At 51.6% G+C, this 12,670-nt stretch carries 7 protein-coding genes; 5 read left to right on the top strand and 2 right to left on the bottom strand.

Features of this window, described 5'->3' with window-relative positions:
• Window positions 1-37 precede the first annotated feature (37 nt).
• A complete protein-coding gene (locus tag TH63_RS14615) occupies window positions 38-871 on the top strand; it encodes a metallophosphoesterase family protein (RefSeq protein WP_082161711.1) in 834 nt (277 codons plus the stop codon).
• Window positions 872-942: 71 nt separating this feature from the next.
• Here TH63_RS14615 and TH63_RS14610 read toward each other — a convergent pair whose 3' ends face one another.
• A complete protein-coding gene (locus TH63_RS14610) occupies window positions 943-1,704 on the bottom strand; it encodes a class I SAM-dependent methyltransferase (RefSeq protein WP_048921588.1) in 762 nt (253 codons plus the stop codon).
• Between the two features lie 123 nt (window positions 1,705-1,827).
• On the opposite strand from TH63_RS14610, the gene pruA reads away from it, so the two are divergent.
• On the top strand, window positions 1,828-3,480 hold the full coding sequence (pruA, locus tag TH63_RS14605) for an L-glutamate gamma-semialdehyde dehydrogenase (protein ID WP_048921587.1): 1,653 nt from the start codon (window positions 1,828-1,830) through the stop codon (window positions 3,478-3,480).
• A gap of 144 nt (window positions 3,481-3,624) precedes the next feature.
• Here the strand turns inward: pruA and TH63_RS14600 are convergent, their stop codons facing one another.
• Window positions 3,625-4,869, bottom strand: a complete 1,245-nt coding sequence (locus TH63_RS14600) for an N-acetylmuramoyl-L-alanine amidase (protein ID WP_048921586.1) — start codon at window positions 4,867-4,869, stop codon at window positions 3,625-3,627.
• Window positions 4,870-5,825: 956 nt separating this feature from the next.
• Here TH63_RS14600 and TH63_RS14595 point away from each other — a divergent pair.
• From TH63_RS14595 to TH63_RS14585, 3 genes are read left to right on the top strand one after another with little or no spacing between them, the layout of a single operon-like run.
• Window positions 5,826-8,852 carry a SusC/RagA family TonB-linked outer membrane protein gene (locus TH63_RS14595; RefSeq protein WP_197088568.1) on the top strand — a complete coding sequence of 1,009 codons (3,027 nt, stop codon included), beginning with the start codon at window positions 5,826-5,828 and terminating at the stop codon, window positions 8,850-8,852.
• Between the two features lie 13 nt (window positions 8,853-8,865).
• Window positions 8,866-10,749: a RagB/SusD family nutrient uptake outer membrane protein gene (locus TH63_RS14590; protein WP_197088567.1), complete on the top strand. Its 1,884-nt coding sequence runs from the start codon at window positions 8,866-8,868 to the stop codon at window positions 10,747-10,749.
• A 55-nt stretch (window positions 10,750-10,804) separates the two neighbouring features.
• Entirely contained in the window at window positions 10,805-12,607 is a 1,803-nt protein-coding gene (locus tag TH63_RS14585) for a DUF5018 domain-containing protein (RefSeq protein WP_048921585.1), read from the top strand.
• Window positions 12,608-12,670: the final 63 nt, after the last annotated feature.

The raw sequence follows: 12,670 nt of genomic DNA, 5'->3' as shown, positions 1-12,670 counted from the left end.
ACACAATCAGCAATCAGCAACCAGCAATTTTTACTACATGGAACAACAGCCCCAACCTTTCTTGACGCCGCAGCCTATTCAGCCGTTACAGCCCGTAAACCTGCAACCAGAGGAGCAATTAGAAACACCCGTGCCGCAGGCAGCCGCGCCGGTAAGAATTGCGGCCGTAGGCGACATTCACGTGCGCGAAACCGACAAAGGGAAATGGGTGGAGTTCTTTAAGGCGGCTTCGGCCCAGGCCGATGTGCTGCTGCTCTGCGGCGACCTCACCGACCATGGATATGCCAAGGAGGCCGAGGTGCTGGCCGAGGAAATGCGGGCCTGCACCATACCGGTGATCTGCGTGCTGGGCAACCATGACCATGACAAGGGCCAGCACGAGGAAATACGGTCCTGCCTCATAAATGACAATGTCCATTTTGTGGATGGCGATGCCGTGGTCATCAAAAACGTGGGCTTTACAGGCGTAAAGGGTTTCGGGGGCGGGTTTGGGCACCACATGCTGTCTATGTTTGGCGAAACGGCTAACAAGGCCTTCGTGCAGGAAGCTGTAGACGAAGCCCTCAAACTGGAAGCCGGCCTTTCCCGCCTGGACGTTGAATATCCAGACATAAAAAAAATTGCCCTGCTGCATTATTCACCCATTAAAGCCACCGTGGAAGGTGAGCCTGAAGCCATCCATCCATTCCTGGGCTGCTCCCGCCTGGCCGAGCCTCTGAACCGCCAGAACGTGCTGGCCTGTTTCCATGGCCATGCCCACATTGGTACCTTAGAAGGGGAGACCTCCCACGGGGTAAAAGTCTTCAACGTAGCCAAGCCTATTCTCCAGAAAGCCGGTTTTGCCATGCCGTTCTTTTTATTTGACGTGTAACGCCTGACCAGACAGCAAGGAGCCGTTTTGGGCCTGTTTACAGAAAAACAGGCCCAAAACGGCTCCTTGCTTTAAATCAATTCTTTCCTGACTACTCTGCCTATCCTGCTGAATACCGGAAACAGGACCGATAGCGCTTCCTGCTCTCCCCAAACGGTTTTGATCTCAGTTATACACGCTGTAACCGGATTCTCTCCTCGTTTCTGGATATATGCCTGCACACTAGACCAGGTATTCAGATAGCCTTCCAAATCGGGCAGGGTCCAGGTTTGGGTAATGGAGCCGGTAAACGGAGCCAACTCTTTAAAAGGGAAGGGGAGCGTGGCATACGCGGCATCCACATAATCCCGTTCCGGGTCCCAGTAGGGGCCTATGGTCTGGGTATAGAAACGGTGGATGACATCATTAATGGCCGGCGAAATAGAAAGCAGCCCATAGCCCCAGAGCGCCAGAATGGCGTTGGGTTTGGCCACACGGTTTACCTCGGCGTAGAATCGGTCAAAGTCAAACCAATGCGCCGCCTGCCCTACCGTAATTAAGTCAAAGGTTTGGACTGGAAAATCGGTCTGCTCCGCGGGCATTAGGCGGTACTCAATGTTTTCTTTAAGGGCTGCCTGTTGCAGTTGCTTCTGACTGATGTCAGAGGCTATGACGTGGGTGAAATGCCGGGCCAGTTCTACCGCTACCTGGCCGTTGCCGGTGCCGCAGTCCCAGGCGGTGCCGCGGGCGGGAACCAGGGTTAATAGGTACTGGTAAAGTGCCGCCGGGTAGGTTGGCCTGAACTGTTTGTAGAGCGCGGCCTGCCGGGAGAAGTTGTCTTTAGAAGCAGTCATAGGAACAAGGTACGTATTTATGCTGTTGCACAAACTGCGGCAGGCGGTAGGGCTAATAGGTGTTAGCCTTTTCATACAATATGCCTACCTTTACACCTTATCAGAATCTAAAACTATAGTCATATGGCCAACGGATTTTTCAACGTTCCTATTCCAATAAACGAGCCCGTAAAAAGCTACGCGCCCGGAAGCAAAGAAAGACAAGAATTACTTGCCGCTTACAATTCCCTGCGTGAGCAGCAACTGGATATCCCTATGTACATTGGGGGCGAAGAAGTGCGTACCGGCAAGACCGTAAACATTGCGCCGCCGCATGACCACAAACGCGTTATTGGCCAGTTCCACGAAGGCAAGGCCGCCCACGTACAGCAGGCCATTGATGCCGCCCTTGCCGCCCGCGAGAAATGGGCCGCTATGCCTTGGGAAAGCCGCGCCGCCATCTTCCTGAAAGCCGCCGACCTGCTGGCCGGACCTTTTCGGGCGCGCATGAACGCCGCTACCATGTTGGGTCAGTCCAAAAACGCCTTCCAGGCCGAGATTGACGCTGCCTGCGAACTGATTGACTTCTTTAGGTTCAACGTGAAGTACATGACCGAGATCTACAAGATGCAACCGGAGTCACTGCCGGGCATGTGGAACCGTCTGGAGCACCGCCCGCTGGAAGGCTTCATCTTCGCCTTGACCCCGTTCAACTTTACCTCTATTGCTGCCAACCTTCCCGCTGCCCCAGCTATGATGGGGAACGTGGTCGTGTGGAAACCAGCCAATACCCAGATCTATTCGGCGCACGTAATCATGGACCTGTTCCGCGCGGCGGGCGTACCCGATGGCGTGATCAACCTGGTCTATGTAGACGGCCCCACCGCCGGCGAGGTGATCTTCAAGCACCGTGATTTCTCTGGTATCCACTTTACCGGTAGCACCGGGGTGTTCAACAACATCTGGAAAACCATTGGCGAGAACGTAGGCAACTACCGCAACTACCCGCGCATTGTGGGCGAGACCGGCGGGAAGGACTTTATTGTGGCGCACAAATCGGCTGACGCCAAAGAAGTGGCCGTGGCCATTACCCGTGGCGCGTTTGAGTACCAGGGGCAAAAATGTTCGGCAGCCTCCCGTGCCTATATCCCCAGCAATATCTGGGAGGACGTGAAAGCCCACGTGATAGAAGACCTTGGTTCCCTGAAAATGGGCGACCCGCAGGATTTTGGCAACTTCGTGAACGCCGTGATTGACGAGAAATCCTTTGATAAGCTGGCCAAGTACCTTGATGCCGCCAAGAAAGACAAGGGCGTAGAGATCATCGCCGGAGGCAACTATGACAAGAGCAAAGGCTACTTCATTGAGCCTACTGTGATCGTGGCCCAAGACCCTAAGTACGTAACCATGTGCGAAGAGCTATTCGGGCCGGTGTTGACGCTTTATGTGTATGACGCCGATCAGTTTGAGGAAACCCTGGAACTAGTAGACACTACCTCCCCTTACGCCCTGACTGGTGCCATCTTCTCCAATGACCGCTACGCCGTAGAAACCGCCACCAAGAAACTGACGCACGCCGCCGGTAACTTCTACATCAATGACAAGCCTACCGGGGCTGTAGTGGGCCAGCAGCCGTTTGGCGGGTCGCGCGCCTCGGGTACCAATGACAAGGCCGGTTCTATGCTGAACCTGCTACGCTGGACCACGGCCCGTACCATCAAAGAAACGTTTGTGCCGCCGGTAGATTACCGCTACCCATTCCTGCAACAAGACGGCGCCCCAGAAGGAGCCATCTAAGCGTTTATAGCCCGTTTTTATGAAAACAGCCCCAAACTGGAAATCCGGTTTGGGGCTGTTTTGTTTTAAAGCTGTTTCAAGAAAAACGGCCTTTAAACGGAAAGGCAAAGAAGTTTGAAAACTAAGTAGAATAGGTTTCTGGGTTTACTGCACCACTACTCTTCTAACCACTTTGCCAAACTCGGGCGTCTGGAAGTTGAACAGATACACGCCCGCCGGCAGGTGGTCTACTTTCAGTTCCTGGCTTGCCTTGCCGGAAACGGTTTGCACCAGCCGTCCACCTAAAGTAAAGATATCCGCTGAGGTCCAGGGGAATTGGGTTTGGAGCAGCGCCCCGTCTGTTGGGTTAGGGTACACTATTACCAAAGAAGCCGCGCCCGGTTCAGAAATGCCCAAAGGAGTGGGGCAGATGGTGTTCACCTGGTTTCTGATATCCGCCATTTTCGTGTAGAGCAGATTGCCGGGGCAGGCGGTGTAACCAGTCTGGCAGCCGTCGCGGTGGCCCAGCACGTTGGGCATCATGGCGGTGGCCATGTAGGAAGATGGTCCTATGGTATGGGACGTGCTCCCGAACACGTCTATGTTGTCTTTCTTGGTCTTCCACTTGATCACCTTGTACAAGGCGTCCATGGCCTGTTGGGTAGGCAGGGTGTTGGTGAAATCGCCGAGCAGGCAGATGCCCATGGCGTTGGAGTTGTTGCTGCACAGGTGCGCGCCCAGTACATAATCATGGTCAAAGTTACCCGCCGGGTTGTCGCGGCCCTGGAAAATGGTGCCGTCTGGGGCAATGAGGTAGTTGTAGCCTATGTCACTCCAGCCGTTGGAGTTGCGGTGGTAGAGGTAAATGTCGCGCACCACCTTATAATGGTCGGTGGCGGTGTTGGAGCCCGCGGCGTGGTGCACGGCCACGTGCTTGGTGGCGGTATAGGACCGGGTGTAGGTAGGTTCTGCCAGGCCGGCGCGCCACACAGAAGTAGGCACCACTTCAAACGCGCACTCACCATTTCCTTCGCGCTGCGCTACCTTGCTCTTAGCGGCCGCTTTCACTGTGCCCGAAGAAATGAACAGCAACTTGAGGTCGCCGGTAATACCACCGCTAAAGAAGGTAATGGCTTCACCAGGGCTCTCCAAAGACACCAGCGCCGATTGGTCTTCATGCGGGTCTGGTACTATCTCCAACGTGTCGCTTCCCTGCAGGAAATAACTGCCGGCCAGGGTGCAAGTTTCGCATTTAACGGCAATGGCCCCGGCCTTCTGCAGACGTAGGGGATAGCTCTGGCCCGGCTGCACGGTCACCACGGTATCCCTAACCGGATTAATGCCCTGAGCGCTGGCGGATAGGGAAAGGCAAAAAAGCAGGGCTGAAAGGAGAGGTAGCAGTTTTGTCATAGGTGATGCGTTGGGGCTGATTGGAAGGTGTTTCTCTCCTACAGAAGACGATAAATTCCTGTTGGTCAATAAACTCTGTTAAAGTAATTGTTTTAGGAGGAGAATGCAATAAGAGGGACGGGCTTTTTAAATTTATTCTAGATGAAATCTCCTTCTCATATAGGAGCCCCTGGAATGCCTGACCCTCAGGATGTAGAAGGGGATTCAATTCACTGGGGTAAGAGAGCAAGGATTTAGCCTTTTTGTAACCACCACTTTGGGAGGTAAAGGTTGCCTTAGTTACTTACTAGAGGGAAACATAGGCCCTGAAGCTTAAAAAAACTCAGCACCTCCATTAATGTAAATAATAGCCTTTTCTATCCTTTTTATAGATATTCTTTCAAAATAAGATAGAAGGGAATGTAAAATTGAAATTAATTTTATTTAAAAAGTATTGCAATCATTTTAACTTTAACTCTAATTAAAACAACCTTTTAAAATTTAATCATTATTAATTTGGTAATCACTTTTTGCTTTTGTTATATTTGGTTGGCTATAGAGGCAAGAACAGGAAGTGAAGGCAACCTGGTACTTGAAGAGATAGGTGGCTTATTTTCAGGCAGAAAGAGATTTAACTGTCGCAGGCAGATCTATTGCTAAAGAGAAGGCCTTGCTGAAGCATTGGTGGGTGAGGATAATCCTTATGGCCGCAGAACTTCTTATGATTTCAGGAATGAAAAGAAGCTTCTGAAGAATACAGCAGCACCAGGTAAGCATGCTTCTAGATGCCCCCAATTTTAGAAGAAGGTCTTACTGTAAGAATCTGGCAATACAGAGTTAGGCGCGAGTCCGCAGCAGTTTAAAGGGTTTCGGCCTCCTATTTATACCATCACCCCAAATGCTTATCCGTCTTGGTTGGCACCGGTCAAGACTAGAATTAGATTTTTCAGCCCAAGCTTTACTAAAATGTTAAAAACATGAAAAGAGTTTTTACTTTGATTTTATTCTTATTGATAAGGTCTGCCAGTCTGTTTGCGCAGGACTTTACTTTAACTGGAACAGTCTCTGACAAAGCAGAGCCGTTGCCGGGCGTAAGTGTGGTGGTGAAAGGAACCACCAAGGGGACGGCCACAGATGTCAACGGGAAGTTCAGCCTGAATGTAACCCCAGGCGATGAGCTGGTATTCTCTTTTATTGGCTATAAGACACAGGTAGTGCCTTATACTAACCAAAAGCAGCTAGCCGTAAACTTAGAGCCAAACGCCTTTGAATTGCAGGAAACGGTGGTGGTAGGTTATGCCACCCAGAAGAAAGCAACCTTAACCGGGGCGGTTTCTTCTGTGAGCGGAGAGGTCTTGAACCAAAGAAAAGTAGCGTCGCTTTCTACTGCCCTACAAGGGACTATGCCCGGCGTTACCGTGCAACAGACATCTGGTCAGCCAGGCGCAGACGGGTCCAATATCAGAATTAGAGGGATAGGCTCCATTAACTCAAGTACCTACCCATTGGTGTTAGTTGATGGCGTAGAGATGGATATTAACCAAGTAGACGCCAACATTGTAGAGAGTGTGTCTGTGCTGAAAGATGCGGCTTCGGCCTCTATCTATGGTTCCAGGGCCGCTAACGGGGTTATCCTGATTACCACCAAGCGTGGAAAAGAAGGCGGCATCACTACTTCTTACAGCGGGTCTGCCACCGTGCAGCGTCCTACCAACATGCCTAACGTGGTAAGGGCCTGGCAGTACCTGGAAGCCGAACTCAAGTCATTTGACAACGCGGGCGTGAGTGTGTCACCGGCCCAGAGAGAGCAGCAAACAAAGCTGATTGAAGACCAGAAGAACCTGGAGCCAGACAACTGGAACCGGTATGATACTGACTGGAAAAAGGAAACCCTGAAAGACTACGCTTTACTGCATCAACACAACGTGTCAGTAGGCGGTGGTACAGAAAAACTGAGAATGTTTGGGTCAGGGTCTTATCTAACCCAGGATGGCTTAATCCCCAATAACAGCTTTAACCGCACCAATATTCAGGTGAACACAGATGCCAAGATCACGTCATGGCTGAAGGCCGGCCTCATTACGGGGGTACGGGAGTCCAACACCTTGGCTCCGGGGGTGAGTTCGCCTAAAAGTATTATCAACAAAGCACTCTACATGTTGCCCACCCTTTCTGCCGCCCGCGAATTGGACGGAAACTGGGGATATGGTAAAAACGGAGACAACCCTACCGCGCAGGCGTATGCCAGCGGCGAGAACAAAAACAAAAGCTCTGAGATCCTGATCAACGGAACCCTGACGGCCACCCCGCTAGCTGGTCTGGAACTGGTGACCCAATATTCCCGCCGTAACGTAACCGGCAGAAGCAGAAGCCTGGTGACGCCGTATACTACTTCCTTAAAAGGTCAGGTGCTGGGTATCTACCCCGCTGAAGATGGCCTTACCGAAGGATGGTCTCAGACGGTTCAAAACAACTTCCGGACCCAGGCTTCCTATGAAAAGGATTTGGGTAAGCATTATGCCAAGGTGCTGGCTGGTTTCCAGACCGAGGAAAGTGAATTCTCTTCATTCTTCGGCGCAAAGCAGGGCTTTGAGCTGGGCCGGTATTACTTAGGAAACGGTGACGGTGCCACGGCTACCTCAGGTGGCGGAGCCAGCGCCTGGGCCCTTATGTCTGGGTATGCTCGCCTTAACTACACCTTTGATGACAAATACCTGCTGGAGGTAAACGGGCGCTATGATGGCTCTTCCCGGTTCGTGGCCAAAAACAGATGGGGTTTCTTCCCTTCCGTGTCATCTGGTTGGGTGATATCCAGAGAAAGCTTCATGGAGAATATCTCCAAACTGGACCTGTTAAAGGTGCGGGCTTCTTACGGCTTGCTGGGTAACCAGAACATAGGGAACTACCCATACACGGCCACCATCAACCCGGGCTATGGCTATTACCTGGGTGACAACAAAGAATTGGTGCCTGGTGTGGCGCAGACAGAACTGGAGAACAGCAACATTGGCTGGGAACAATCAAAGCAATTCAACGTGGGGGTAGATGCCGCCCTTTGGAGAGGCAAATTGTCTTTAACCGCCGACTACTACATCAAGAGCGTGTATGACATGCTCATGAAATTCCCGCTGCCTTATTATGCAGGCATCAGCCCGGCGTTCACCAACGCCGGTGACATGAGAAACAATGGCTGGGAGATAAGCCTTACCCACCGCAATGAGATAAACGGCTTCAGCTACGGCGCAACGGTAACCTTGAGTGACAACCAGAATGAGATCACGAACCTGAACGGCCTGAACTCTCAGGACAGGACCATGGTGGAAGGCTACCCTAACCAAGGCATCTGGGGCTATCTGACAGATGGCTACTACAGAGACTGGGATGACGTGGCCGCCTCCCCAAAATTAGGCACCTCGGCCCGCCCTGGCTTTGTGAAGTACAAGAAGATCTACCAGGCAGATGGTGTTAACCCACTGTTGATAGACTCCCGTGACCTGGTGTACCTGGGTGATCCGTTCCCGCATTACGAGTATAGCCTGAACCTGAACGCAGGCTGGAAAGGCTTTGATTTTACCACCTTTATTCAGGGGGTAGGCAAGCGTTCCACCTTTATGAGCGGCGTAGGCCTGAAGCCTTTTGCCAATGGCAGTAACCTGTTTGAGCACCAGTTAGATTCCTGGACCCCAGAAAACCAGAATGCGGAATATCCGCTGCTGGTACCTGAGGCTAACTCATCAGACAACTTTGTGCGCTCAGACAAATGGGTGCGTGACGGCGCTTATGCCAGGTTGAAGAACGTGGTCCTAGGCTACACCATTCCTAAGGCTCTTACCCAACGGGTAAAAGTAGAGAGCTTCAGGGTGTATGTGAGTGGTCAGAACCTGTTCACCAGAAGCAACTTTTTTGAGGGGTATGACCCAGAGGTTAGTTACGGTGGCGGCGTTGGCGGTGAATTCTACCCCATCATGCAGACCTACACCTTGGGCGTTGACTTAAAGTTCTAATCTAGAAATCGACATGAAAATGAAGTATACTTTCAAAAAACTGTTTAGGGCAAAGGTGCTCCTTTGTGCCCTGGGACTAGTGGCCCTTTCTGGCTGTGATGATTTTCTGGAGCGTGAGCCCCAAAGCGACTACCTGTCTTCTAACTTCTATAACAATGAAGGCGCCATCAAGCAAGGGGCCAACGGGGTGTACCAGCGGTTGAAAATGAACCATGGTAGCACTAGCAATATTCCCTTCTCCATCTTATGGGACATGTACACCCCCTTCGGGATTGAGCGGGCAGACAACAGTTCTATTGGGGTAGGCAACATTGACCTGAGAACCAATTTCACCCAGGAACTGCTTTGGTCCACCCTTTATACCTCCATTGCCCGGGCAAACACGGTGCTGGACGGCGCGGCTCCCTACCAAAGCGAGTTGAATGACAACGCCAAGCGGTACCTGGCGGAAGTAAAAGTCCTAAGAGCCCATTTCTACATACAGTTGGTTTCCCTGTTCGGGGATGTCCCTTACTTCCCTAACTCCGTTACCACTGAGCAATTAACGGGGGTGAACCGCACGCCCTGGAATGAAGTGGTAGACGCCGTTATCGCAGATCTGGATGACGCCTCCGCTAACCTCCCCTGGACGGCCACCGAATGGGGCCGGGTAGATAAATCTGTGGCGCTGGGTCTTAAGGCCCGCATTGCCCTATACGCCGGTTCATGGCATAAATTCGGGTACGGAATGAGTGGGGTAAAAAATCCTGCCCAAGCCGAGAAGTACTTCAGAATTTCAGCGGCCGCTGCTAAGAGAGTAATGGATGAGAGTGGCCGTGGCTTGGCGACCAATTACAATGACCTGTTCACCCGCACGGGGCAAATGAAGGCAGACGCCAAACGCGAGAACCTGTTCTTTATGATGTTCTCAGATTTTGGCGACAAGAACTCGCATTACATGTCTTTGGGTGAGCAAGTGCGCATGATTGGGCAGAGTGGCCGTTTCCCTACCCAGCAGCTGGTAGATACCTATGAGATGGCCAACGGGAAACGCATTGATGAGCCTGGCTCTGGCTATAACCCCAAAACCCCCTTTGCAAGCCGAGATCCCCGTCTCAAGTATACTATCTATACCCACCATGATACCATTATAGGCAACACCGGAAGCAACAAGCTTAAATTCTTGATGGAAGTATACAAGCCCCAGACCAAGTCATGGGATGAGGCCGGTAACCTGAAAATGATTGACAACAAAGATTATTCCGGAGCGGTGGCCCCATTTGGCTATGTGCAAAGCGGGGTAGGGTTTGCCTGGAGAAAGTATAACCACTTTGATGATGAAAGCAGCGCGCTGCCTACATACAACATCATTATTATGCGCTACGCGGAGATTCTGCTCACGTACGCCGAGGCTAAAATTGAGGTAGGTGAAATGGACGCGACGGTGGTAAATGCCATTGACCAGGTGAGAGCCCGGGTAGGTATGCCAAGCATCCTGCAAGCAGACCCAGGTCGTGCCGGTAACCAGGACAAGATGCGCCAGATTGTGCGCCGTGAAAGAAAAGTGGAACTGGCTAAAGAGTCGCTTTACCTGTTTGACATGCGCCGGTGGAGAATTGGGGCCCTGCAGAATGCTGAGCCTACTTACGGGTATCCATTGGCAACTGGCGTGAATGCCGCGCAGGGAGTTTACCCAGACGGTTATGACCAGGCTACGGCAGACATGGTGCCTTCTTATGGCGCGCCCGGCTCAGAGAGAGACTTGAATGACATTGCCAGTTACCAGGCATTTGCCAGCAAGCTCAGGGTCCGTGACCGCAGCCGCCAATGGGATGATAAGTTCTATTTATGGCCCATTCCGCAGACCGAGCGCAACAAGGCGCCTTGGCTCACCCAGAATGACGGTTACGGCCAGTAATACTGATTTGGTTTAAGTAAAGGGGCAGCCCTGTAACAGCAAATATCAGCACCATATGAAAAAGATTTATAATACTAAGTGGCAGGGGATTTTTGCAGTCCTGCTGTTTTTGGTAGTAAGCGCCTGTAGCGTAGATGAATTGTCCAGAAACTACGAGGCCGTGAAAGTAGTGGGGGTAAAGGTGAACAATGACCTGTACACCCCGCAATACGCCGGCAACGTGGTGCAGATTGCGCTACCCAACGGGCGTGACCTGTCAAACGTGAAACTACAGCTTTTGGTAGCCAACGGAGAGGCCCAGAATTTTGAGAACAATGAGAAATATGACGCCAGGAAACCTATCAAGCTAAGCTTGAAAGGAGCCAACGGAGAGCAGACCGAAGTGATTCTTAAGGTGCAGTCACCGCCTGCGCTATCTTCCTTCATCATTGAAGGGGTGAACGTGGAGAAGAAAGACATTTACTTTGGGGCTAGCTCTCTCATTGTGCAGGTGCCCAAAGGAACCAACCTGAAGCAATTGAAGGTGACCATGGAATTTGTCAATGGCACCCTGCAGGAGTTTACTAATGGGGTTGCTGCTGACTATACTGATAAAAAGACCTTCAAGATCAAAGGGGTAGATGATGAAACCATTTACCCATATGACCTGATCATCACTACCGAGCAGGTAGGGCCGGCCTCAGTGCGGTCCATGCAGATCAACGGTCTTCCCACAGATTCAGTGGTAGTAGTGGGTGGTACAACCCTGGTACCGTACGTAACCGGGTTGAGCGACTTTACAAATTCAACCGTTATGCTGGAAACTGGTTTCGGGAACCGGGTAGACCCTGCCTTCACTGGCCAGAATCTGAACCTGCTGGCAGGCAACGTGAAAGTGAAAATCACGGGTACAGACGGTATTGTCAAAGAATTCACCATCGGCCGTCCGCAGTTGTCTTTATTGCCTGTTTTCTCAAAAGACTACGCCAGCTTTGGCTATGGGGCCAATGACCTGAACAGCGTAGGCTTCAGTGGGAATTACCTGGTGGTGCCTAACTATTCTGCCGTAGCGCCTACCGTAGTAGGACCAAATTATTATGACTTCACCGGCCAGCAGGTAGGTGTTCTGAACAAGACAGGGGTAGTGATTGCCCATAGCCTTCGCAAGCTGGCTACAGATACTAAAGGCGCCATTCTGGTAGTGCCTCTGGGCCTGACAGACGCAGAGCAGACCATTTACAAATGGGATAACGTCACCGCGGCGCCAGTGCCTTACATCAAATACTCCAGAGCATCGTTAGGGGTAGATTACACGCCTCGTTCGGCTGGTATCAATATCTCTGGTAGCCTAGACGGCAATGCCATTATCACCGTAGGCATGGCCCAGAAAACAGATGTCTTTGTCTGGACGGTAACCGGCGGGGTGTTGAACCCAACCCCAACGCGGTATAACTTCCCGTTCACCGGAAATGGTTTTTACTGGAGTGTAGAGCCAATGCCAATAGGAACTGCCGGTTACGTTGGCGCTGCCACCGGAACTAACTTCAACGGAATTATTTCCCTGAACAGTACCATGGCGGAACTGCACAAGCAAACGGGAATCACCGCCACCGACGCCCGCGTTCTGGCGCACAAAGGCCGTACCTATTTAGCCTATACCGCCTATTCCTCTGGTAAAGGGGCGTACTTTAGGGTATGTGATATCACAGATGGACAAGTGGCTTCGTTCCAGAACCCGATCATGAATCTCCTGATGCCTTCTACCGCCGCCAATGCCAACAACACCATGGACGCAGATATGGCAGTGGTAAACGGGAAATTGCATGCCGCTTTTGTGTGTACCAATATTGGAATGCGCCTTTATAAGCTTGAGAAGTAATCTTTCCTACCATGGTCGGTTCTGCCTGTCTTACAACAGGCAGAACCGACCATGGTGGTTTTT

Origin of the sequence: Rufibacter radiotolerans (genome assembly GCF_001078055.1) — a bacterium.
In the GTDB taxonomy this organism is placed as follows: domain Bacteria; phylum Bacteroidota; class Bacteroidia; order Cytophagales; family Hymenobacteraceae; genus Nibribacter; species Nibribacter radiotolerans.
The sequence above is the reverse complement of the archived record's forward strand: the minus strand, read 5'-3'. Positions and strand labels throughout refer to the sequence as shown.

Bases quoted from the DNA above. Each gene is read 5' to 3' on its own strand.
- TH63_RS14615 (WP_082161711.1), top strand. From the start codon at position 38: ATGGAACAACAGCCCCAACCTTTCTTGACGCCGCAGCCTATTCAGCCG.
- TH63_RS14590 (WP_197088567.1), top strand. From the start codon at position 8,866: ATGAAAATGAAGTATACTTTCAAAAAACTGTTTAGGGCAAAGGTGCTC.
- TH63_RS14610 (WP_048921588.1), bottom strand. From the start codon at position 1,704: ATGACTGCTTCTAAAGACAACTTCTCCCGGCAGGCCGCGCTCTACAAA.
- TH63_RS14585 (WP_048921585.1), top strand. From the start codon at position 10,805: ATGAAAAAGATTTATAATACTAAGTGGCAGGGGATTTTTGCAGTCCTG.
- TH63_RS14600 (WP_048921586.1), bottom strand. From the start codon at position 4,869: ATGACAAAACTGCTACCTCTCCTTTCAGCCCTGCTTTTTTGCCTTTCC.
- pruA (WP_048921587.1), top strand. From the start codon at position 1,828: ATGGCCAACGGATTTTTCAACGTTCCTATTCCAATAAACGAGCCCGTA.
- TH63_RS14595 (WP_197088568.1), top strand. From the start codon at position 5,826: ATGAAAAGAGTTTTTACTTTGATTTTATTCTTATTGATAAGGTCTGCC.